Genomic DNA, 22528 nt, shown 5'->3' with positions numbered 1-22528 from the left:
ATCAGGCGGCCTTGTCGCTCTTCGCCTTCTTTTCCACGGCCTTGCCGTGCCCATGATAGAGGTCGCTATCAAGGTAACGCTGGATGCCGAAGCGGACAAGCACGCCGATGGCGGCTGCTGCCGGCACCGCGACCAGAAGGCCGACGAAGCCGAAGAGCGCGCCGAAGGCAAGCAGCGCAAACATCAGCCAGACCGGGTGCAGGCCAACGCTTTTGCCCACCAGCTTCGGCTGGAGGATGTTACCCTCCATGAACTGGCCGCTGAAGAAGACGGCAAGCACAAGGCCGATCCAGAGATAGTCCGGCCAGAACTGCACCAGGGCGACGCCGACGGCGAGCACCAGGCCGACCATCGATCCGACATAGGGAATAAAGCTGATCATGCCGGCAAAGAGGCCGATCAGCAGGCCGAAATTGAGTCCGACCAAGGAGAGGCCGATACCGTAGTAAAGGCCGAGAATGACGCAGAGCGAGCCCTGCCCGCGCACGAAGCCGGCGATGGTCGCGTTCATGTCGCGGGCGATCTGGCGCACATCAGAGACGTAGTCGCGCGGTACCCAGCTGTCGACCTTCTCGACCATCCGGTCCCAGTCGAGCAGGATGTAGAAGGCGACGACGGGGGTGACGACCAGCAGCGAGATGACATCGAGCAGCGCCACGCCGGAGTTCCAGATCTGCTGGAAGAGCGTGCCGACGAAGGCGGCGCCCTGTTCGAGCAGCTTGCCCGAGCTTTGCTTCAGCGACGGCATCTGGCTTGCCAGCCAATCGGGGATCAGCCGCGCCTGCGCCTCGTTGACGAGCACCTGAAGCTTCGAGGCGTAGCCCGGAATATTGGCGATGAAGTCCGACGCCTGGCTGACGATGACGGGAATGATGATCATCAGCGCCAGCACGAAGACGACGACGAAGCCGACTAGGATCACCACCGTCGCCATCAACCGGCTGAGGCCGAAGCGCTCTAGGCGGTCGGCGACCGGGTCGAGGAAATAGGCAAGCGCCATGCCGGCCAGGAACGGCAGCAGGATCGAGCTGAAGACCATCAGAAAGGCAATGAAGGCGGCAAGCACCAGCAGCCAGAAAATGACCTGACGCTGCAATCCGGAACCGCTGACCTTGATATCCATGACATTCCTCTTGAGGCGCCGCTCGCCACTGTTGCGTATCACAACCCTGTCAAGGAGATAGGGGGCGGTGCGCGTAACGGTCAAGTGCGACCGGTGCAGTCATCCAGTTTAAAGCCAAGTGGACTGGCTTGCGCCGTGGGATATGGGCAAAATGGTGAAAAAACGCCGCCAATGCCTGCTCTCGGCTTGCACTCCCTTGCCTGCCGTGCCAATCGCATCCGCAAAATACCTGTCGCACGACGAGCCTTGGAGAACGAGCATGAGCCAGTCGGGAAAGAACGGTCTCACCTATAGCGACGCGGGCGTGGATATCGACGCCGGTAACCTGATGGTCGAGAAGATCAAGCCGCATGTGCGCTCGACCCGGCGCCCCGGTGCCGACGGCGAGATCGGCGGCTTCGGCGGTCTCTTCGATCTCAAGGCTGCGGGCTTCACCGACCCGGTTCTGGTGGCCGCCAATGACGGCGTCGGCACCAAGCTGAAGATCGCCATCGACGCCAACAAGCACGATACCGTCGGCATCGACCTCGTCGCCATGTGCGTCAACGACCTGGTCGTCCAGGGCGCCGAACCTCTGTTCTTCCTTGACTATTTTGCGACCGGCAAGCTCGACCCGGACCAGGGTGCCGCGATCGTCGCCGGCATTGCCGCGGGCTGCCGCGAATCCGGTTGCGCGCTGATCGGCGGCGAGACCGCCGAAATGCCCGGCATGTATTCGGGCGGCGACTATGATCTCGCGGGCTTTGCCGTCGGCGCTGCCGAACGCGGTCAGTTGCTGCCGGCCGGTGACATCTCCGAAGGCGACGTCATCCTCGGCCTTGCCTCCTCCGGCGTGCATTCCAACGGCTACTCGCTGGTGCGCAAGATCGTCACGCTGTCGGGCCTTGCCTGGGACGCCCCTGCGCCGTTCGGCGAAGGCACGCTTGCCGACCTGCTGATGACGCCGACGCGCATCTATGTGAAACCGCTCCTGAAGGCGATCCGCGAGACCGGTTCGATCAAGGCGCTCGCCCACATCACCGGCGGCGGTTTCCCCGAGAACATTCCGCGCGTGCTGCCGAAGCATCTCGCGGCCGAGATCGATCTCGACGCGATCAAGGCACCGAAGGTCTTCTCCTGGCTTGCCCAGACCGGTGGCGTTGCCGCCAATGAAATGCTGCGCACCTTCAACTGCGGCGTCGGCATGATCGCCGTCGTTCCGGCCGACAAGGCTGCCGAGGTCGCGTCCGTGCTGACCGGCGAAGGCGAAACCGTCTTCACGCTCGGCCGCATGGTCGCCCGCGAAGAAGGGGCAGCCGGCACGATCTACAAGGGCAACCTCGCCCTATGACGACAGAAGTCTCGACGGGCAAGAAGCGGGTCGTCGTCTTCATTTCGGGCGGCGGCTCCAACATGCTGGCGCTCGCTAAGGCGACCGCCGAGCCGGACTTCCCGGCCGAGATCGTCTCCGTCATCGCCGACAAGGCGGATGCCGGCGGCCTCGCCAAAGCCGAGGCGCTTGGCATCCCTACCCGCGCTTTCCTGCGCAAGGACTTCGACAGCAAGGAAGCCCACGAAGCGGCAATCCTTGCCGAGCTCGACCGGCTGTCGCCGGACATCATCTGCCTTGCCGGCTATATGCGCCTGCTCTCGGCGACGTTTATCCAGCGCCACGAGGGACGCATCCTCAACATCCATCCGTCGCTGCTGCCGCTTTTCCCCGGCCTGCACACGCATCAGCGGGCGATCGACGCCGGCATGAAGGTCGCCGGCTGCACGGTGCACTTCGTCACCGAGGGCATGGACGAAGGCCCGATCCTCGCGCAGGCTGTGGTCCCGGTTCAGCCTGGAGACACATCCGACAGCCTTGCGGCACGGGTGCTGACGGTCGAGCACCGCACCTATCCGATGGCGCTTCGGCTGATGGCCGAGGGCAAGGTGCGCATGGAAGACGGCCGCGCGGTGAGCGAGAGCGCCGCCGAACCGAACGCCACGCTGATTTCACCCGCAGCCTGACGAGATCAAATGGTCACTTCGCCGACGCCAGCCGGCGATCGAGAGCGTCGAGCACGCGCCGTGTCAAAGCCGGATAATCCTCGTCGAAGTGGTGTCCGCCGTCGATGCCGATGACGTCGACGCCGGTGCCCTTCAGCTGCGGGCAGGCATCGTCCTCTTCGTCGGTGCCGTAGATGCATTGCACCAGCGCCGGATCGATGCGCTTGATGTCGTCGAGCGGATCACCGCCTTTGCCGTCGCCCGAAGCACCGAGCCAGCCCAGCACCGAAACCTTGTAATCAACCATGTGCGAGAGGGCCATCAAGGTCACCTGGCGAACATGGGCCTTTTCGCCAGCCGGCAGCAGGTTGAAGGTTCGCGGCAGGACGTCGGCACCGAAGGAGTAGCCGATGAGGAGCACGTTTCGCACGTTCCAGTGCTTGCGGTAGTAGCTCATCACCTTGGCAAGGTCGTCCGCCGTTACCTGCGGATCGCGCTCGGACCAGAAATAATGCAGGGAATCGAATCCGACGACCGGAACGCCCTGCTGCTGCAGCACGTCGCCGACTTCCTTGTCGATGTCGCGCCAGCCGCCGTCGCCCGAATAGATCACCGCCATCGTGTCGCGGGTCGGCTTTGCGTCGAGGATGGTCAAGGGCAGGCCGAACGGATTGCCGGCGTCGCGTTCACTGTCGATGATATCGGTGAGGTGATCGGACAGCGTCGTATAGGCGTCGTCTTCGCTGTCCTCCTGCTCGATGTCCGGGTGCTTGGCGATCAGCGCCGCCACATGGGCGCGCCCGTCCGCCGACGCTGCGGGAGAAAAGACGACGGAGACCGGATCCGGCAATACGCCGTCGGTCAGTCCATAGACCATGCGGTCGCCCTTCTTCATCTTTTCGGCCGGGGTGCAGAGCTGCTTTTCAAGCGCGATCCCCTCCTCCGGGTCGACCGCCAGCGTCTGGCCGATGGTGGCCGGTGGCGTCTGGGCGGCGATCGCCAGTGCCAGCGCACCGCCGGCACCGACGCCCGCGACGACGGGCAGCTGGTAGGCGTCCGTGCCGACCGCGCGCTGCACCTGCTGGCTGAGCGATTCGATATCGGAGACCATGTAGATGCAATCGCCATCATCCTTGGCGAGCGAGGCGAGATAGGCCTTGAGGTCGATGCCGATGACGACGGTCTTGTCATCCGTCAGCGTGTCGGCGATCGCCTGTTCCTTGTCCGACCATCCGGCCGCGTCCGACAGCAGCACGACGAGTGCGGCCGCCTTTTCCTTCGGCAGCATGATGCGTGGCGACGGGATCATCCCGGTATCATAGCTCTTCGGTGCGTCCTCGGCGAGAGCGGGGAACATCGATGCCGAGAGCAGCAGCGCCGCCGAAGTCAGGCATTTCCAGGCGTTCGCGACACGGATCATTTCTTCACCACTCCCTTGAGACCGCCGCCGATCAGGAATGTCGCATCCATCAGGGCGAGGATCGGATTGATGCCGCCACTGGCGACAAGATAGCGCGGTTGCCACTGCGGATGAAACTTCGACTTGAAGGCCCGCAGGCCCTTGAAGTTGTAGAACCGTTCGCCGTGTTCGAAGAAGGTGCGCCCGGCCCGGTCCCAGACCGGCGCAATCTGGCGCGTGGACATGCCCGACAGGGGCGCCATGCCAAGGTTGAAGGTACGGTAGCCCTCGGCCTTCAGATACTCCATCACCTGGGCGAAGAGAAAATCCATGGCGCCTTTCGGCGCATCCGGCGAGAAGCGCATGAGGTCGACGGTGCCCTCCTCCTTGGTCGCCGTGACCAGAATGTTGGCAAAGGCGACCATACGCCCGCCGCAGGTGAGGATCGCCACCGGCTGCTCACGAAGATATTCGGGATCGAAGGCGCCGAGCGAGAAGCCTTTCTCCTTGGCATTGTGATGCGCGAGCCAGGCATCGGACACCGCGGTCAGGTCCGGCATGACGTCCGCAACGTTTTCGGGCGCGACGACACGGAACTCGAGCCCGTCTCGCTGGGCACGGCTCACCTGCTGGCGCAGGTTTGCCCATTTCCCCCCCTTCAGCTCGAAGCGGGCAAGATCGACGCGGGCCAGTTCGCCAAGCCTGAAGGCGCGCAGCCCGGCATCGGCATAATAGGCAAGCCCCTGCGGCGAGACCTGGTAGAAGACCGCCCGGCAGCCGGCCGCGCGCGCCTTTTCGATGAAGTGCCAGATCAACTCCGGCCAGGCATCAATCGGACCGACGGGATCAAAAAGCGCGATCCAGGAACGGGCGCGCTGGCCATACATGATGAAGGCGCGGCCGTCGGCGGAAAACAACAGGCTCTTGTCGCCCATGCGCACCAGGTTGGCATCGGACATGTCCTGCGCCTCGACGATCGAAAGCGCGCGCTCCATCGCGTCGTCTGAGGCTGGCTCGGCGGATCCGGTTGCCGGACGCATCAGGCTCCAGATCGCAAGCATGCTCGCGCCGATGGTGACGCCGAGAAGCGCGCGAAGGCCGCGCGGCGCTTCGGCGGAGAATTCAAACTGCCACCAGAGTTCATGGCTGTATTCGACATCGCGATAGACGAAGAGCAGCACGACCAGAGCGCCTAGGCAGATGACGCCCAGCGCCGTCAGCCACGGCACCGTCAGCGCCTGCCCGAACAGCGAAGCAGGTCGCACGAACAGGCGGCGGCTGACGATGAGCCCCACCAGGAAGAAGGCCAGCATGCCGGCTTCCACCACGGCGATCGCCTTGATCAGCGACAGCAGAAGCGCGGCGACAGCAATCACGATCGAGGCCCACCAGGCACCGTCGAGCCTGAGCGCCAACCCGCGCGAGACGACGACAAGGGCAAGGCCGAGCAGGCTGGCAAGGAAGTGTGCGCCTTCGACAATCGGCAGCGGCAGCAGTCCTTCAAGGAATGCCAGGTTTTCGTCCGGCGTCGGCGTCACGCTGGAAAGAACCAGCATGATCGCCAGCACGATGCCGAGCGTCGCCAAGAGGAGCGGCGTCATGCGGCCGCCGATGCGCCGTACGCTCGATGCGACCGGATGGCCGGACAGCTGGCGGAGTTCGATGCCGATGACGACGGCGATCGCGATCACCAGCGGCAACACGTGATAGATCACGCGGTAGAGCACCAGCGCGCCGAGAATAGTGTCGACATCGGCATTGTGGCCGAGCGTCGCGATGATGATCGTCTCGAAGACGCCGAGGCCGGCCGGCACATGGCTCAAGACGCCAACGCCCACGGCCAGCGAATAGACCGCAAGGAAGGCCGGCCAGCCGATCGTACCGGCGGGCAGGAGAACATAGAGAACCGTCGCCGAGGCGGCGAGATCGAGCGCCGTCACCAGGAACTGGCGCGAGACCGTACGCGAATCCGGCAGCCGCAAGGTCAGCCGGCCGAGGCTCACCTCCCGCCCGTCCCGCGCCAGAAAGAACACGCTGAAGAGCCCGGCGAGGATGACGGCGGCGATCACGCGCAGCACCAACGGATCCATGCCGGTCATCGGCGCCACATATTCGCCGACAGCGAGCAGGCTGAGGCAGGTCACCGTCAGCAGTCCGAGCCCGAAGGCCAGCGTCACGAAGGCGATGATCCGGGCGATGTTTTCCGGCTCGATGCCGAGGCGCGAATAGGAACGGTAGCGGATAGCGCCGCCGCTGAGCGCCCCGAAACCCGCGGTGTTACCGACCGCATAAGCCGAAGCCGCCGTCAGCGCCACATCGGCATAGGGCAGCTTGCGCCTGATGTAATCGAGCGCGCTGACATCATAGAAGGTGAGCGCGAGGAAGCTCAATGCGGTGAAGAACACCGCGGCCGCAACCGCCGTCCAGCTGGTGTCCGCCAATGCCTGGACGACTTCGTCGTACTGAACCTCGGATGTCAGGTGAAAGATCGCAAAGCCAAAGAGTGCGATAACAAAGAGCGTACCGGCAGCCGAAAGATAGCGACGGTTGCGGCGCAGGAAGGCGATCCAGCCTCCCTCCGCCTGCTGTTCGTCGTCGGCTGCACGTACCGGTAGAGAGGGTGTCATGAAGCGCCCATGTCGATAATGAGGACATCAGCGCTTTAGCTTACCCGATGCGGATCAAAAAGTGAAATATCCGTAATAAATAATAGTCTTACAAAACAATCCCTTAAGCGAACAGTTCCTGCCGGTTCAGCTTCGCCCACTGCAGCAGCATGATCGTCTTTGCGTCGCGGATCTCGCCGCCGGCGATCATCGCGAAGGCTTCGTCGAAGGGGATCTCCAGCACTTCGATGTCCTCTCCCTCATGCGCAAGCCCGCCGCCGTCGCCGCGCTTCTCGGTGGCGTCGATGTGGCCGGCAAAGAAGCTCGTGCGCTCGGTCAGCGCGCCCGGGCTCATATAAACGTCGAAGAGGTGGATGACGTCCTGGACGTGGTAGCCGGTCTCCTCCAGCGCCTCACGGCAGATCGCCTCTTCCGGTGTGTCGCCGTCCAGAAGCCCGGCGGCCGCCTCGATCAGATAGGCCGGGTCGCCCTGGAGCAGCACCGGCACGCGCAACTGCCGCACCAGGATGACGCTCTGCCGCCTGGCATCGACGAGCAGGATGGTCGCCGCATTGCCATGGTCATGGATCTCCCGCTTCAGCGTCACGGTCGCGCCATCGGACATCTGCTGTTCGAACGTCACCTCTTCCAGGTGCGCAAAGCCCTTCCACAGCGTGCGGCGGCCGACGATCCTGACGCGTGGGTCATGGTGGGTGCTCATGCAACTTCCTTCTCCGGCTAGTGCGATCCCGCCATTTGGCCATCAGTGGATATGTTCTGTCGCCGCGCGGTCTTCCCGCTCCATTTGCAGCGTCGTGTGGTGCAGGTCGAAGGTCGCGCGCAAGCGGTCCTCGATCGCGCGGCGCACGGCCTCGGCATCGGCACCGTCGGCAAGCACGGCGTGAGCGGTCAGCGACGGCTGGCTCTGGGTGATCGCCCAAAGATGCAGGTCATGCACGGAGGCAACGCCGGGAACGGCGGCAATCGTCGCATGGACATCGGCGAGGCGCATGCCCGGCGGCACGCCTTCAAGCAGGATGTTGACGCATTCCTTCAGCAGCACCCAGGTGCGTGGGAAGACCATGAAGCCGATGCCGACAGCGAGCAGCGAATCGACCAATTGCCACCCTGTCAGCCAGATGACCACCGCGCCGACGATGACAGCGACCGAGCCCAGCATGTCTGACCAGACTTCGAGATAGGCGCCCTTGACGTTGAGGCTCTCGTCCTTGTGGCTGGTGAGCAGCCGCATCGAGGCGAGATTGACGAGAAGGCCGATGACGGCAATCACCAGCATGCCGCCGGACTGGATCTCCTGCGGCTCGGACAACCGCTTCCAGGCCTCGTAGAGAATGTAGAAGGCGACACCGAGCAGGAGCAGCGCGTTGAAGGCGGCGGCCAGAATCTCGAAGCGGGCGTAGCCATAGGTGCGCAGGAGGTCCGACGGGCGGCGGCCGACATGGATGGCGACGAGCGCAATCGCAAGGGCCGCCGTATCGGTCAGCATGTGCATCGCGTCGGAGATCAGCGCCAGGCTGCCGGTCAGGATCCCGCCGACCACTTCTGCCAGCATGAAGCCGCCCGTCAGGCCAAGCGAGGCCCAAAGCCTTGAAACCGGCGTGCTCGTGACATCTGCGTGGTTGTGATCGCCGCTCATGGGAGGTTCCGTCTGCCGTTCTACAACCTGACTTAGCGCGCCAACCTTACCCAGACCCTGTTGTCGTGGAAGGCGGCACCACCATAGGGCGCAACGGCATCGGCGCCGGTGAGCACGTTGATGCCCTCCCCGTCGAGATGCACGCCATTCGGCCACAGGCCCTCGGCGATGACCACGCCGCGGCGGGCGCCGCCACCGATCTTCGCATGCAGACGCACCTGGCCACGAACGTTGCCGAGCTGGACGATATCGCCATCGGCAATGCCGAGTTCTGCCGCATCTTCCGCATGAACCATCACTTCCGGGCGCACTTCCTTCTGGATCGAGGACGGCGTCTCGGCAAAGGTCGAGTTGAGGAAGGACCGAGCCGGAGAGGTCGCCAGCCGGAACGGGTGCTCGGCATCGGCAACCTCGATGAGGTCGACATGGTCAGGAAACTCCGGCAGCGCCTGGTGCGGCCCCTGCGTGCCCATCGACTTCGGCGGCCGGTTCGGCGCCGGCGTCCCCGTCCAGTCCGCCTTGAAGCGGAACTTGCCATCGGGGTGGCCGAAGCCGTTGAGGAAGTGCGCCTCCTCGAAAGCCGGCTGACAGTCGAGCCACTTCTGGCGTTTCATCTCCTCGTAGCCGATGCCGTAGTTGGCGAGCAGCCGGTCGATGTGTTCGCGCTCCGTCAGGCCGAAGCCGGCATGGTCGGCAACCCCAAGGCGCTTGGCCAGTTCCTCGATGACGAACAGATTGGTGCGCACGGTCGAGGGCGGCTCGACCACCTTGGGGCCGATCAGGATGTGCTGGTGACCGCCACCGCGATAGAGGTCGTCATGCTCCAGGAACATGGTTGCCGGCAGGACGATATCGGCAACAGCCGCCGTATCGGTCATGAACTGCTCGTGCACGGCGACGAAGAGATCGTCGCGCAGGAAGCCGCGCTTCACCAGCCGCTGCTCCGGCGCGACATTCACCGGATTGGTGTTCTGGATCAGCATCGCCGTCACGGGACCGCGATGGCGCAGCGCCTCGGCGTCCCCGGTCAGCACCCGGCCGATCTGCGACTGGTCGAGCATGCGGACATCCGGATCGTGGAAGGCCGAGCCGATCAATTCGCGCTTGTCGAGCTTGAAGATGTCGTTGTTGGAGTGAAAGGCGCCGCCGCCTTCGTGTTTCCAGGAACCGAGAACGGTCGCGACCGATGCTGCCGCGTGGATGGCGACGGCACCATTGCGCTGGCGCGTGAAACCGTAGCCAAGGCGGAAATAAGTCCGCGGCGTCGTGCCGACCAGTCTTGCGAAGGCCTCGATTTCCTCGACCGACAGGCCGGTGATCGCCGACGCCCATTCCGGCCCGCGCAACGTCAGATGTGCTTCAAGGCCGGCCGGATCATCGGCGAAGTCAGCCATGTAGGCCCGATCGGCGTAGCCGTCGCGAAACGCGATGTGCATCACGGCGCACGCAAGTGCGGCGTCGGTGCCCGGCTTCAGCACTAGGCCCATGTCCGCCTGCTTGACCGTCGGATTGTCGTAGATGTCGATGACGACGATCTTCGCGCCACGATCCTTGCGGGCCTTCACGGCATGGGTCATCACGTTGACCTGGGTGGCGACCGCATTCGTACCCCAGATCACGACGCAATCGGCCTTGGCCATTTCGCGCGGGTCGGGGCCGCGCAGGGCGCCGGTCGCCATGCTCAAACCGGTCCAGGCCATGTTGGTGCAGATCGAACCGAAGAAGCCGGAATAGCGCTTGGCATGACGCAGCCGGTCGATCGAGTCGCGCTGTACCTGGCCCATGGTGCCGGCATAGAAGTAGGGCCACACGGTCTCGGCGCCATATTTCTGCTCGGCGCGAATGAACTGATCGGCGATCTCGTCGAGCGCCGCCTCCCAGCTCACCTCCTGCCAGCTCCCCTCGCCCTTGGCGCCCTTGCGACGCTTCGGCGCCATCAGACGGTCAGGATGATAGATGCGCTCGGAATACCGCGCCACCTTGGCGCAGATCACGCCGGCGGTGTAGGTATTGGCGGCTGCGCCGCGCACACGGCCGATCCGCCCCTCGGCGGTCAGGTCGACTTCCAGGGCACAGGCCGAGGGGCAGTCGTGCGGACAGACCGAGTGGCCGATGGTTTTTTCTGCTTTGATGGGGGTCGCAACGTTCATGGCTTTTCTATATGGCATCGGCATTTCGGCTCAAAGAGCCAATCGCCCACCCATCGCAACTATTGATCACAGCCATCGGCGGCGCTCATGAACTATCGGCACATCTATCACGCAGGCAATTTCGCCGACGTCCTGAAGCACGCGGTGCTGGCGCGGCTCGTCACCTATCTGCAGCAGAAGGAGAAGGCATTCCGCGTTCTCGATACCCATGCGGGTATCGGGCTCTACGACCTCTCCAGCGAGGAAGCGCAGAAGACCGGCGAATGGCGCGACGGCGTCGGCCGGCTGCTCGACGGCGAACTGCCGCCGGAGATCGCGGCGATCCTTGCCCCTTACCTCTCCTCCATCCGCGCCCTGAACCCCGGCTCCGAGCTGACGCTCTACCCCGGTTCGCCGAAGCTCGCGCGCATGCTCTTCCGCTCCCAGGACCGGCTTTCGGCGATGGAACTGCATCCGGACGACTACGAGACCCTGCACCGGCTGTTCGACGCCGATTTCCAGAGCCGGGTCACCGAGCTCGACGGCTGGCTGGCGCTGGGCGCGCACCTGCCGCCGAAGGAAAAGCGCGGATTGATTCTCGTCGACCCGCCCTTCGAGAAGGAGGGCGAATACGAGCGGCTGGCCGATGGCCTTGCGCGCGGCTACCGCCGCTTTACCGGCGGCGTCTATTGCCTGTGGTATCCGCTGAAGCAGGGCGCGCCGATCAAAGCGTTTCATGAGGCGCTGAAGGCGCTGGACATCCCGAAGATGCTCTGCGCCGAGCTGTCGGTCAGAAGCGACCGGGAAACCACGGGGCTTTCCGGTTCAGGCCTCATCATCGTCAACCCGCCCTTCACGCTGAAGAGCGAGCTCGACCTGTTGCTGCCGTTCCTGAAAACCCGGCTGGGGCAGGATCGTTTTGCGTCCAGCCGCTGCTTCTGGCTGCGCGGGGAAGAACAGACAACCCGAGGGGCTTGACGGACGGGCGCGACGCACCGCAATCTCATGTGACGACATAGGGAGACGCCCATGACTCGCACGCTCGCCGCCACGCTTCTCATTTCGCTTTCCCTCGCGGGCGCTACGGCGCCGGGCGCCATCGCCGCCGACTATATCGGCAGCAGCCAGGCGCAATCCTACAACGCCGGGGTCTGCAGCGAATCCTCGGTCCTCGGCTTCATCACATCCCGGTTCGCGTATCGGGATGCAAACTACCTGCACGCCAATCTCTCGATCGCCGAAATCCGCAACATGGGGCAGAACCGGCAGGAGTTCCGCGACGAGACGCATCTCGTCGAGCGTGAATACTGCTACGGAACCGCTGTGATGACCAACGGCGAACAACGGTCGCTCTATTACCTCATCGAACGCCCGTGGGGCTTTGCCGGCGTCGGCAGAAGCATCGAGTTCTGTGTCGGCGGCCTCGATCCCTGGTATGTCTACGGCGCGTATTGCGCCTCGCTTCGCTAATCATGAAAGCATTCCGGAATGTACGCCGGCTTTTGCCGGCGCTTTTTATTGTCATCGTCCTTGCTGCCTGCAGCGACCAGAGCACCGAGAAGGCGCCGACGGCGACGGGGCAGCAGACGACAAAGGCAGCCGCTGCGGTTCCGCTCGGCAGCGGCTTCGATTTCTACGTGCTTTCGCTTTCCTGGTCGCCGACCTGGTGCGGCGACAACGACCCCAAGGGAAAATCCAGCCAGTGCGAAGTCGGCGGCAATCGCGGCCTGATCGTGCATGGCCTGTGGCCGCAGAACGAACGGGGCTATCCGGACTTCTGCCCGACACGGCAGTCCGATCGCGTGCCCTCGTCGCTCGGCAAGCAATATCTCGACCTCATTCCATCGATGGGCCTGATCGGCCACCAATGGCGCAAGCACGGGACCTGTTCCGGCCTCAGCCAGGAGGATTACTTCGCCGTCACACGCGCGGCCTGGGAGCGGTTGACGCTGCCATCGGAGCTCGCACCTCCCCGCCAAGAAAAAGGCCTGCGTGTTGCCGCCATCGAAGACGCGCTCGTCGCCAAGAACCCCGGCATGACGAAGGACGCCGTCGCCGTGACCTGCGAGGGCAATCGGCTCGAGGAAATCCGGATCTGCTTCGACAAGTCGCTCAATTTCCGCGCCTGCCCGGCGGTCGATCGCCAGGCCTGCCGAAAGGAAAGCGTGTCGCTGCCCCCGGCGCTTTGACCAGCCGGAGAAGGCGCCTGTTAGAAACCCATCTCGCAATCCCTGGAAGGAAAGACGCTCGATGAAGATCTTGTACTCGCCCGCCTCGCCCTATTCGACCAAGGTGCGCATGGCGGCGCATTATGCGGGCTATGCGGCCGAAAGTGTCCTGACCGACACCAATGCCAACCCGCCGGAGCTGATCGACAACAATCCGCTCGGCAAGATCCCGACGCTGATTCTCGACGACGGTCGGGCGCTCTACGACAGCCGTACGATCATGCATTTCATCGACCGGGAAACCAAGGGCAAGCTCTATCCGAGGAATGCCGGAAAGCGCACCGACGTCGAGCTGCTGGAGGCGCTGTGCGACGGCATCTGTGACAGCCTGCTGTCGATCGTCTACGAGAAGCGCTCCCATCCGCCGGAAAAGGTGCATCAGCCCTGGATCGACCGGCAATGGGAAAAGGTCGAGCGCAGCCTCGACTATCTGAATGCCAACCTGCCGAAGACCGGCGCCAAGCTCAATGCCGGCCATTTCGCGCTCGCTGCGATGCTGCGCTACATCGAGCTGCGCTTTGCCGGCGAATGGCAGAAGGGACGCGCCAAGCTGAAGAACTGGCCGGCGAAGTTCGAAAAACACTTCCCGGATTACCCTAAGTTCAAGGCCTGAACAGAAGCCACAAAAAAGGCCGGGGTGACCCGGCCTTTTTCGTTGATCTGGCGAAGCCGATCAGAACTTCACGCCCATACCGACGCGAACGCTGTGCTCGTCGTAGCCCGACGAAACGTTGGTGCCGCCCATGCGGAAGTCCTTCGAACCGTAGTCCGTGTAACGGTACTCGACGCGTGCGGTGATGTTGTCGGTGACGAAGGTTTCCGCGCCGACACCTGCGGTCCAACCGACCATGGTGTTCTTGTCGGAAGCGCCGCCGACGGTGCCCTTGGTCTGGCCGACGGCGAGACCTGCGGTACCGTAAACGAGGACCGGGTTCAGATCGACACCGACGCGACCGCGGAGCGAGCCGTTGACGCCCTGCTTCATGCGCAGGTTGCCCTTGGTCGAATCCTGGCCGGAGTAGCCGATGTCGGCTTCACCGCCGTATACCATCTGGCCGTCCTGAACGTTGTAACCGCCATAGAGGCCGCCGCCGAAGCCGGCTGCGGTGTTGCTGCCGGTCGCATCGTGCTGGCCATGCTTCCAATCGGCGGTACCACCGACATAGGCACCCGACCAGTTCTTGGCTGCCGGCTCGGTGTATTCGGCCTGCGGAGCTGCCGGAACTTCGTCGATCGCGTCTGCAGCCTGGGCGGCCTGGAAGGCGATGAGGGTCATAGCCGAAGCCATGAGGGTGGTGGTGAGCGTACGCATAAACATTCTCCTTTTCGTACCGATGCCCCTCGGGCTTGGGGTCCCGCAGTGGAACATCGGACAACTTTTAATTAACCCGCCCGGTTGAGCTGAAATTGGCCAGCAATTGCGGATTCACAAGAGCCAAATTGTGAAATTTTGGTGGCACAAACGCGCCCAAAATTTGATGTTGCTTTGGCGCCACAGGAGATTTGTTAACCATGATTCAAGATTAACGAAAGCTATACTATAAGTACGCAAAATAATACAATTTACGCCAATTCCATTAATTTTTGGGCAAGGAATCGTCAGGGAGTGTTTCAGCCCCGCGTTTCTTCCCTATATCTTCGTCCGCTGACGCGAAGATTCGAAAAAGCGGGATGAAACGTTGAAGAAAGCACTGAAGGCGGCACTCGTAACCGGGGGCGCCAAGAGGATCGGCAAAGCTATAGTGGAGGACCTGGCCGCCCACGGCTTTGCGGTCGCCATTCATGCCGATGCCTCATTTGACGAAGCGCAGGCCCTGTCCGAAACCCTCGTAGAGGCCGGAACGAATGCCGTCGCGATTCGAGCCGATCTTACGGATACGGGCGCGACATCGACACTGATCGAGCGCGCGACGGCTGCACTCGGGCCGATCGACCTGCTCGTCAACAATGCGTCGCTGTTCAAGAAGGACAGCCTCGATGCCTTCGACGAAGAGGTCTGGGACCAGCATTTCGCGCTGCATGTGAAAGCCCCGTCCCTTCTCGCGCGCGATTTCGCCGCGCTACTGCCGGCCGATGCCAACGGGCTCATCATCAATGTCATCGACCAACGCGTCTGGGCTCCCAATCCGCGCTTTTATTCCTATATGTTGTCCAAGTCGGCGCTTTGGACGGCAACCCGGACGATGGCGCAGGCGCTCGCCCCGCGCATCCGCGTCAACGGCATCGGCCCCGGGCCGACGCTGCCGAACGAACGGCAGGACCCGAAAGATTTTGAGGCGCAGGTCGACGCGCTGATCTTGAAGCGCGGGCCGACGCTCGACGAATTCGGACGCACGATCCGCTTCCTGTTCGACACGCCGTCGATTACCGGGCAGATGATCGCACTGGACGGGGGCCAGCACCTCGCCTGGGAAACGCCCGACATCAGGGAGATAGTGGAATGAATGGACGCGTGCCGGCCGACGGCGGCATCCTTTATGACGGCAACGAAGCGGAAGACGACGACGACCTGATCGAAGTGTCTGACGCAGGCGGCGTCGCGCCCGTCGTCGAGTGGCACGAGAATCACTCGGAGACCGAGGGGCTGAAGGGCGCGGAGCTGATCCAGGCCTTCGTCAAGCTGCTGCCGAACGGCCCCGGCGTCTACCGCATGTTCAACGAGGCCGGCGACGTACTCTATGTCGGCAAGGCGCGCAGCCTGAAGAAGCGTGTCAGCAACTATGCCCAGGGACGCGGCCATTCCAACCGCATCGCCCGCATGGTGCGCGAGACGGCGAACATGGAGTTCGTGACGACGCGCACCGAGATAGAGGCGCTGCTGCTCGAAGCAAACCTGATCAAGCGCTTACGCCCACGCTTCAACGTGCTTTTGCGCGATGACAAGTCGTTTCCCTATATCCTGGTGACCGGTGACAGCCGGGCGCCGGCGCTCTACAAGCATCGCGGTGCACGCAGCCGCAAGGGCGATTTCTTCGGTCCCTTCGCGTCGGCCGGCGCCGTCGGCCGCACGATCAATTCGCTGCAGCGCGCCTTTTTGCTTCGGACCTGCACCGACAGCGTCTTCGAGACGCGCACGCGCCCCTGCCTGCTCTACCAGATCAAGCGCTGTTCGGCGCCCTGCACGGGCGAAATCAGCGATCAGGGCTACGCGGAACTGGTGCAGGAGGCCAAGGACTTCCTCTCAGGCAAGAGCCAGGCGGTGAAGGCGACGATTGCTGCTGCGATGGGCGAGGCAGCCGAGAACCTCGACTTCGAAAGGGCGGCGCTTTACCGCGACCGTCTGGCCGCGCTCAGCCACGTCCAGAGCCATCAGGGCATCAACCCCTCCGGCGTCGAGGAAGCGGACGTCTTTGCGATCCACCACGAGGGCGGGATCTCCTGCATCCAGGTCTTCTTCTTCCGCACCGGACAGAACTGGGGCAACCGCGCCTACTTCCCGAAGGCCGATCCTTCGCTGCCGACGGCCGAGGTGCTCTCGCAGTTCCTCGCGCAATTCTATGACGACAAGCCCTGTCCCCGGCAGATCCTGCTTTGCGAAGCGGTGGAAGAGCAGGAATTGCTCGGCCAGGCACTCAGCGAGAAATCCGGCTACAAGGTCGCGATTCAGGTGCCGCAGCGCGGCGAAAAAAAAGATCTCGTCGATCACGCGCTCGCAAATGCGCGCGAAGCCCACGGCCGCAAGCTGGCGGAAACGGCCTCGCAATCGCGCCTGCTTGAAGGCTTCTCGGAAACCTTCAAGCTGGAGCGCACGCCGCGCCGCATCGAGATCTACGACAACTCCCACATCATGGGCACCAATGCCGTCGGCGGCATGGTGGTCGCGGGGCCGGAAGGCTTCGTCAAAGGCCAGTACCGCAAGTTCAACATCAAATCGACCGACATCACCCCGGGCGACGACTTCGGCATGATGCGCGAAGTGATGACACGACGGTTCTCACGGCTGCTGAAAGAGGAAGGCAAGCCGGACCGGACCGTCGAGGTCGGCGACGATGCCGCCTTCCCCGCCTGGCCCGACGTCATCCTCATCGACGGCGGCCAGGGACAGATGACCGCGGTGCGCGCCATCCTCAAGGAGCTCGACGTCGAGGACTGCGTGACGGCGATCGGTGTCGCCAAGGGCGTCGACCGTGACGCCGGCCGTGAACGCTTCTTCGCACTCGGCCGCGACAGCTTCACACTGCCGCCGCGCGATCCGGTGCTCTATTTCATCCAGCGGCTGCGCGACGAGGCGCACCGTTTCGCGATCGGCTCGCATCGAGCCCGCCGCAAGAAGGAGATGGTCAAGAACCCGCTCGACGAGATCGCCGGCATCGGGCCGACGCGCAAGCGCGCGCTGCTCACGCATTTCGGCACGGCCAAGGCCGTCTCGCGCGCCGGCATCAACGACCTGATGGCCGTCGCCGGGATTTCCGAAACGGTGGCGCGGCTGGTCTACGAACATTTCCACGACGATGCGGGGAAATGAAAACCTGATGTCACAATTCACCCGGCGTTCACATGCGATAGGGCAAATATGACAGTTGACGACGATGACCTGTTGACCTCCGGCCAGCAAAGTCATTTCTGTACCTGACGAACCAGAGAACACGAATCCATGCCCACGCCCGTCGCCTACAGCATCCCGAACCTGCTCACCTATTTCCGCATCCTGATCGTGCCGCTGATCGTGCTTTGCTTCTTTGTCGAAGGACGGCTGCACAGTTCGGACTTCGCGCGCTGGACGGCCGTGGCGCTTTTCGCCGTTGCCTCGATCACCGATTTCTTCGACGGCTATCTCGCGCGCATCTGGAAGCAGACGTCGAACATCGGCAAGATGCTCGATCCGATCGCCGACAAACTGCTGGTCGCCTCCATCCTGCTGCTCGTCGCCGCCGACGGCACGATCGCCGGCTGGTCGATCTGGGCTGCGATCATCATCCTGTGCCGTGAAATCCTGGTGTCGGGTCTGCGCGAGTATCTGGCGGCGCTGAAGGTCAGCGTTCCCGTCACCCGCATCGCCAAGTGGAAGACGACGATCCAGATGGTCGCCATCGCCTTCCTGCTTGCCGGCCCGGCCGGCGACAAGATTTTGCCCTATACGACGGAAGCCGGTATCGTGCTCCTGTGGATTGCCGCCGCGATCACGCTCTATTCGGGCTACGATTACTTCCGCGCCGGCCTCAAGCACGTGGTCAACGAATGAGCACCGTCAACCTCGTCTATTTCTCATGGGTGCGCGAGCGCATCGGCAAGGGCGAGGAAACCCTCGACCTTCCCGCCGGCGTCGTCACCATTGCCGATCTGCTTCAGCACCTGAAGACGCTCGGAGAGGAATACGAGGCGGCGCTCGAACATGAAAACGTCATCCGTGCGGCCATCAACCAGGAACATGTCGACCACAAGGAGCCGATCGCCGGCGCCCGGGAGATTGCCCTGTTTCCGCCAATGACGGGTGGCTGAGCCCATGCGCGCGCCGGTGACCGTGCGCGTCCAGCGCGAGGACTTCGACCTCAATGCCGAGGTTGCGAAGCTTTCGATCGGGCGTGCCGATATCGGCGCTGTCGTCACCTTTTCCGGGCTTTGCCGCGACGAAGCGGGCGCGCTTGCCGCCCTCGAACTGGAACACTATCCCGGCATGGCAGAGGCGGAGATCGAACGCATCTGTCACGAAGCGGTCGAGCGCTTCTCGCTCCAGGCCGCCACCGCCATCCACCGCTACGGCAAGATCCTTCCCGGCGAGAACGTAGTGCTTGTCGTTGCCGCTTCGCGGCACCGGCAGGCTGCCTTCGACGGCGCCAACTTCATCATGGATTTCCTGAAGACCTCGGCGCCCTTCTGGAAAAAGGAACACCTGGGCGACGGCACGACCGGCGGCTGGGTCAGCGCCAAGGACGCCGACGATACGGCCAGGGACCGCTGGTCGAAGTAAAAACGACGGTCCCTCAAGGTCAGGGAATGACCTTCTCCTTGCGCGTCACCGCCAGCACGATCACCAGAAATCCAAAGATCGCGAAGTCTCGCCAGAGGATCGGGCCATAGGCGGTCCACAGCGTTTCGAGCAGGCCGACCGCAGCCGCCCCAAGCGCGGCATAGAGCGGTGAAGCCTGACCGCCGATCGCGGCGATGAACAGCACCTTGACGCCGAAGGTCAGCCCCGTGCCGAAATCCATGTTGCCGTAGTAGGACGCGGCGAGAATGCCGCAGACCGCCGCAATCAGGGATGCCGCGCCATAGGCGACGATGTAGACGGTGGCAGCGTCGACGCCGCAAAGGGCCGCAGCCCCCCGGTCCTCGGAGACGGCCCGCCAGAACCGCCCTGCCCGCGAATGCGTCAGGAACCAGTGGCCGGCCGCCACCAGCGCCGCCATCAGCGCGGTGTTGCCGAGCTGGATGACCGTCAGGGTGACCGGGAACCGCGGATCGTCCCAGAACACGATGTTGGCGTTGAGGAACGGCGGCAGCCACAGGCTGCGGGTCTCCGAGGCAAGCCGTGCCGTTTCCATCAGCACCAGCAGGCAGCCAAGCGAGGCGACGACGACGGTGTTGGCCGACGAGAAGGCCAACGGTCGCATGACATACCGCCCGGCGACGAGCCCGGCACCAACGCTGAAAGTCAGGGCTGCCGCCGCACCGAGACCAAGGGCGGCCGGAAGCACCAGCCACAACCGGTCCCAGCCGAAAGCGGCAAACAGCACAAAGATCTGGCCCGAGAAGGCAAAGAGCGCACCATAGGTGAGATCGGCCCGGCGCGTCACGGCAAAGGCGATGGCATAGCCAAAGGCAAGCGCCGCGTAGAGCGCTGCAATGGGAACGGCATTGGCGAGCTGCTGCAGAAAATAGAGCATGGCACATCCGGAACGTGACAAGATCAATATAACTGGTAAAATCAATTTTGCCAGTTAGGATTTTAGCATGACCTTCACCTGGACAGCCCATCGATTTGCCGGCGGCGCCCTGGCACTAGACGTCGCCAATTCCATCGTCCTGCGCTTCGACCCCGAGCGCCGGATCGACCGCTTCACCGATGTCGCAGCGCTCGATTCCTTTGCGGACGCGGCCACCCGCTTTGGGGCGGAGAGTGGGCGCTTCGGCGTGCTCGTACCGGTCGCCGAGGAGAACCGTGGCCGACTCTTGCTGCTGCGCGAAGCGACCGACCGGCATTTTCGCGCGGAGATTTCGGATGCAGGGCGGCCGGATCTGTTGGCGGATCTGCTGGAGGCGATCGCCGGCGTCCTGCGCGGCCCGAAGCATCAGGGCGGCCGGCTTTCGCTCGACACGGCGACGGCGCAATCGGCGCTCGCGCTTGCCGCCAACCCGGAGCCCGACCGGCTGAAGATCTGCCCGAATTGCGGCTGGCTGTTTCTCGACCGCAGCCGCAACCGCAGCCGGACCTGGTGCGACATGGCCGTCTGCGGCAACCGCAACAAGGCCAAGCGCCACTATCGCCGCAACAGGGAAGAGGCAGCCTCATGACAAGGACATTCGGGATCGTGGCCACGCTCGCCATTGCACTCGCCGTCAGCGGTTGCCAGCGCGAGAGCGGCGCCGATCCGCTGAAGCTGACGGGCAAGATGTTCGTCTTCAACTACCGCCTCGCCTATGCGACCTACATGGTCACGCTGACCAAGGCCGAGGCGGTGCCCGACGGCAGCGTCGTCGTTGCGCGCTTCGAAAACCCCGCCGGCGGCGACGCGCTGACGCTCGAGCGCAAGCTCTTTCCCAAGCTGGACAAGGTGGTGCTGGAAAGCCCCGATGTCACGTGCGTGAAGAAGGACCGCCCCTACACGGTCTCGATCGAGGTCAAGGGGCCCGAAGGCCAGTCGCTGCAGAAACTGGAAACGACCGTGGTCTCCGATGTCGACCAGGACATCATGCCGGCCAAGCCGCTGGTCGAGGGCCCGGCCTACGACAAGAACCCGGCGGTCTTCAGCGGCGACAAGGCACCGGCGCACTTCGAGACCGCAAAATGCCCCGTGTGAGAGACCGGGCAACAAAAAACCGGAGCGTTTCCGCTCCGGTTCAAATCTCGAGTCAATTCAAGCCGCTACGGCTTGAACCGAAGATTTTGAATCAGCCGACGATCTCGGTGCCCGAGAACCAATAAGCGATTTCTTCAGCAGCGGTTTCCGGAGCGTCCGAACCGTGAACCGAGTTTTCGCCGATGGAGAGAGCGTGAACCTTGCGGATCGTGCCTTCGTGAGCGTTTGCCGGGTTGGTGGCGCCCATGACTTCGCGGTTCTTGGCGATTGCGTTTTCGCCTTCGAGAACCTGAACGATCGTCGGGCCGGAGGACATGAACTCAACCAGTTCGCCGAAGAACGGACGTTCCTTGTGAACGGCGTAGAAGCCTTCGGCTTCGCGACGGCTCATCCAGACGCGCTTGGAAGCGACGACGCGCAGGCCGGCATCTTCGAGCATCTTGGTGATGGCGCCGGTCAGGTTGCGCTTGGTCGCGTCCGGCTTGATCATCGAGAAGGTACGTTCAATAGCCATTGGCTCAAATCCCTTGTTTCTTGAGAAGTGGCGGTTCATTAGCCGCCAATTCCGCGCAAAACAAGGGGGTTCACCGATGATTCGGCTTGGGCCAGGCGGGTTTCACGCAGCCGTCACACTGCGCCCGAGCCCGCCATGGAGATCGAGGCAGCGTTCGAACCAGGCGGTGACGGTGTCACCCGGCTGAAGCAGGCGTTGCGGCGAAACGATGCGCGCCCACTGAAACGCCCCGAAGACGATGTAGTCGGCGAAAAGCGGCGTTGCACCACCCAGAAAATCCTGAAACTTCAGCAGATGGCGCAAAGGCTCGAGCTTTTCCGAGAAGGTTGCGAGCGAGGGTCCGCCGCTTTCGGCCACCGCTTCGAGCGACGTGCCGAAGCGCTTTTCCCGGCTCTCGCGGAAATAGGCCTGATCGACGGGATCCAGCCGGTCGTGAATATCCCTTATGATGATGCGGGTGATGGCCGGGTGCAGGGTCGTCTGCGACCAGCCCTCGACGAAGCGCGAGATCGCCTTCGCCCCCTCGCCGGCGAAGAGCGCCGGCCGGTCCGCATAGGTCCGTTCGAGATAGAGGGCGATCTCGAAGCTGTCCTTCACCAGCGTTTCGCCGTCCCGCAGCAACGGCACCAGGTTCGTCGCCCCGTCCTCGACCGCACGGATTTCGGTGAACCCGATCGGTACAGTGTCGAAGTCGAGCCCCTTGTGGGCCAGCGACATCGCGATCTTCCACACATGCGGCGAGAAGGGACGCGCCCTGTCGGACCCACACAGCGAATAGAGCTTTCTTGTCATGCGAACCCTCCGGGACGATTGTCATCCCCTTGAACGACATATCCGCCGCGTCATCAAATCAGTAAATTTCATGAATGATATCAGCCACAGGAATGCGGTTCCGGGTTAGCGTAACCACCCGCAAACCGCATCCACCAGAAAGGTAGCC

23 protein-coding genes are annotated in these 22528 nt (G+C 63.3%); 13 read left to right on the top strand and 10 right to left on the bottom strand.

Annotated features, from left to right (window positions below; genetic code table 11):
* Position 1: 1 nt before the first annotated feature.
* Positions 2-1123, bottom strand: coding sequence for an AI-2E family transporter (locus ACIQUG_RS00640; RefSeq protein ID WP_043611419.1), 1122 nt, complete (start codon positions 1121-1123; stop codon positions 2-4).
* A gap of 259 nt (positions 1124-1382) precedes the next feature.
* Here ACIQUG_RS00640 and purM point away from each other — a divergent pair, with 259 nt between their 5' ends.
* Both purM and purN read left to right on the top strand, forming a co-directional pair.
* Positions 1383-2453, top strand: a complete 1071-nt coding sequence (gene purM, locus ACIQUG_RS00635) for a phosphoribosylformylglycinamidine cyclo-ligase (RefSeq protein ID WP_043611418.1) — start codon at positions 1383-1385, stop codon at positions 2451-2453.
* Entirely contained in the window at positions 2450-3118 is a 669-nt protein-coding gene (purN, locus tag ACIQUG_RS00630) for a phosphoribosylglycinamide formyltransferase (RefSeq protein ID WP_402316384.1), read from the top strand. Before purM ends, purN begins: the two co-directional genes overlap by 4 nt.
* 13 nt (positions 3119-3131) lie before the next feature.
* On the opposite strand, the gene ACIQUG_RS00625 is transcribed toward purN, so the two are convergent.
* The 5 genes from ACIQUG_RS00625 to ACIQUG_RS00605 form a co-directional block, all read right to left on the bottom strand.
* Positions 3132-4517, bottom strand: coding sequence for a virulence factor family protein (locus ACIQUG_RS00625; protein ID WP_402316381.1), 1386 nt, complete (start codon positions 4515-4517; stop codon positions 3132-3134).
* On the bottom strand, positions 4514-7123 hold the full coding sequence (gene mprF, locus ACIQUG_RS00620; RefSeq protein WP_402316378.1) for a bifunctional lysylphosphatidylglycerol flippase/synthetase MprF: 2610 nt from the start codon (positions 7121-7123) through the stop codon (positions 4514-4516). The genes ACIQUG_RS00625 and mprF overlap by 4 nt, the downstream gene beginning before the upstream one ends.
* Before the next feature lie 103 nt (positions 7124-7226).
* Complete coding sequence (locus tag ACIQUG_RS00615) at positions 7227-7823, bottom strand: NUDIX domain-containing protein (protein WP_402316375.1); 597 nt, start codon at positions 7821-7823, stop codon at positions 7227-7229.
* 42 nt (positions 7824-7865) lie between these two features.
* Positions 7866-8759 (bottom strand): cation diffusion facilitator family transporter, encoded by an 894-nt coding sequence (locus tag ACIQUG_RS00610; protein WP_402316372.1) that lies wholly within the window; start codon positions 8757-8759, stop codon positions 7866-7868.
* A 32-nt stretch (positions 8760-8791) separates the two neighbouring features.
* Positions 8792-10927 carry a molybdopterin-dependent oxidoreductase gene (locus ACIQUG_RS00605; RefSeq protein ID WP_402316369.1) on the bottom strand — a complete coding sequence of 712 codons (2136 nt, stop codon included), beginning with the start codon at positions 10925-10927 and terminating at the stop codon, positions 8792-8794.
* 69 nt (positions 10928-10996) lie between these two features.
* Between ACIQUG_RS00605 and ACIQUG_RS00600 the strand changes: the two genes are divergently transcribed.
* From ACIQUG_RS00600 to ACIQUG_RS00585, 4 genes are all read left to right on the top strand, one after another.
* Positions 10997-11866, top strand: coding sequence for a 23S rRNA (adenine(2030)-N(6))-methyltransferase RlmJ (locus ACIQUG_RS00600; protein WP_402316367.1), 870 nt, complete (start codon positions 10997-10999; stop codon positions 11864-11866).
* A 51-nt stretch (positions 11867-11917) separates the two neighbouring features.
* Positions 11918-12358: a hypothetical protein gene (locus tag ACIQUG_RS00595; protein WP_043611411.1), complete on the top strand. Its 441-nt coding sequence runs from the start codon at positions 11918-11920 to the stop codon at positions 12356-12358.
* 2 nt (positions 12359-12360) lie between these two features.
* Positions 12361-13077: a ribonuclease T(2) gene (locus ACIQUG_RS00590; protein ID WP_402316364.1), complete on the top strand. Its 717-nt coding sequence runs from the start codon at positions 12361-12363 to the stop codon at positions 13075-13077.
* A gap of 61 nt (positions 13078-13138) precedes the next feature.
* On the top strand, positions 13139-13729 hold the full coding sequence (locus tag ACIQUG_RS00585) for a glutathione S-transferase (RefSeq protein WP_402316361.1): 591 nt from the start codon (positions 13139-13141) through the stop codon (positions 13727-13729).
* A gap of 60 nt (positions 13730-13789) precedes the next feature.
* Here the strand turns inward: ACIQUG_RS00585 and ACIQUG_RS00580 are convergent, their stop codons facing one another.
* The gene (locus ACIQUG_RS00580) at positions 13790-14428 is read right to left on the bottom strand and encodes an outer membrane protein (protein WP_043611409.1); all 639 of its coding nucleotides are present in this window, start codon (positions 14426-14428) and stop codon (positions 13790-13792) included.
* A gap of 367 nt (positions 14429-14795) precedes the next feature.
* Here ACIQUG_RS00580 and ACIQUG_RS00575 point away from each other — a divergent pair, with 367 nt between their 5' ends.
* The 5 genes from ACIQUG_RS00575 to ACIQUG_RS00555 all read left to right on the top strand — a co-directional run bounded on the left by ACIQUG_RS00575 (position 14796) and on the right by ACIQUG_RS00555 (position 19024).
* Positions 14796-15560: an SDR family oxidoreductase gene (locus ACIQUG_RS00575; RefSeq protein WP_402316358.1), complete on the top strand. Its 765-nt coding sequence runs from the start codon at positions 14796-14798 to the stop codon at positions 15558-15560.
* Positions 15557-17581: an excinuclease ABC subunit UvrC gene (uvrC, locus tag ACIQUG_RS00570; RefSeq protein ID WP_402316355.1), complete on the top strand. Its 2025-nt coding sequence runs from the start codon at positions 15557-15559 to the stop codon at positions 17579-17581. Before ACIQUG_RS00575 ends, uvrC begins: the two co-directional genes overlap by 4 nt.
* A 129-nt stretch (positions 17582-17710) precedes the next feature.
* Positions 17711-18298, top strand: a complete 588-nt coding sequence (gene pgsA, locus ACIQUG_RS00565; protein ID WP_034803862.1) for a CDP-diacylglycerol--glycerol-3-phosphate 3-phosphatidyltransferase — start codon at positions 17711-17713, stop codon at positions 18296-18298.
* The gene (gene moaD, locus ACIQUG_RS00560; RefSeq protein WP_034803865.1) at positions 18295-18555 is read left to right on the top strand and encodes a molybdopterin converting factor subunit 1; all 261 of its coding nucleotides are present in this window, start codon (positions 18295-18297) and stop codon (positions 18553-18555) included. Before pgsA ends, moaD begins: the two co-directional genes overlap by 4 nt.
* A gap of 4 nt (positions 18556-18559) precedes the next feature.
* Positions 18560-19024, top strand: a complete 465-nt coding sequence (locus ACIQUG_RS00555; RefSeq protein WP_402316351.1) for a molybdenum cofactor biosynthesis protein MoaE — start codon at positions 18560-18562, stop codon at positions 19022-19024.
* 19 nt (positions 19025-19043) lie between these two features.
* Here ACIQUG_RS00555 and ACIQUG_RS00550 read toward each other — a convergent pair whose 3' ends face one another.
* Complete coding sequence (locus ACIQUG_RS00550) at positions 19044-19940, bottom strand: branched-chain amino acid ABC transporter permease (RefSeq protein WP_402316348.1); 897 nt, start codon at positions 19938-19940, stop codon at positions 19044-19046.
* A 67-nt stretch (positions 19941-20007) separates the two neighbouring features.
* Between ACIQUG_RS00550 and ACIQUG_RS00545 the strand changes: the two genes are divergently transcribed.
* On the top strand, positions 20008-20568 hold the full coding sequence (locus ACIQUG_RS00545; protein WP_402316347.1) for a CGNR zinc finger domain-containing protein: 561 nt from the start codon (positions 20008-20010) through the stop codon (positions 20566-20568).
* Positions 20565-21074, top strand: a complete 510-nt coding sequence (locus ACIQUG_RS00540) for a hypothetical protein (RefSeq protein WP_402316344.1) — start codon at positions 20565-20567, stop codon at positions 21072-21074. The genes ACIQUG_RS00545 and ACIQUG_RS00540 overlap by 4 nt, the downstream gene beginning before the upstream one ends.
* A 91-nt stretch (positions 21075-21165) precedes the next feature.
* Here the strand turns inward: ACIQUG_RS00540 and ndk are convergent, their stop codons facing one another.
* Both ndk and ACIQUG_RS00530 read right to left on the bottom strand, forming a co-directional pair.
* Positions 21166-21588 (bottom strand): nucleoside-diphosphate kinase, encoded by a 423-nt coding sequence (ndk, locus tag ACIQUG_RS00535; RefSeq protein ID WP_402316342.1) that lies wholly within the window; start codon positions 21586-21588, stop codon positions 21166-21168.
* Between the two features lie 102 nt (positions 21589-21690).
* Positions 21691-22380: a glutathione S-transferase family protein gene (locus ACIQUG_RS00530; protein ID WP_402316339.1), complete on the bottom strand. Its 690-nt coding sequence runs from the start codon at positions 22378-22380 to the stop codon at positions 21691-21693.
* Positions 22381-22528 lie beyond the last annotated feature (148 nt).

This window comes from Ensifer sp. NPDC090286 (genome assembly GCF_044769565.1).
Classification (GTDB): domain Bacteria; phylum Pseudomonadota; class Alphaproteobacteria; order Rhizobiales; family Rhizobiaceae; genus Ensifer.
The sequence above is the reverse complement of the archived record's forward strand: the minus strand, read 5'-3'. Positions and strand labels throughout refer to the sequence as shown.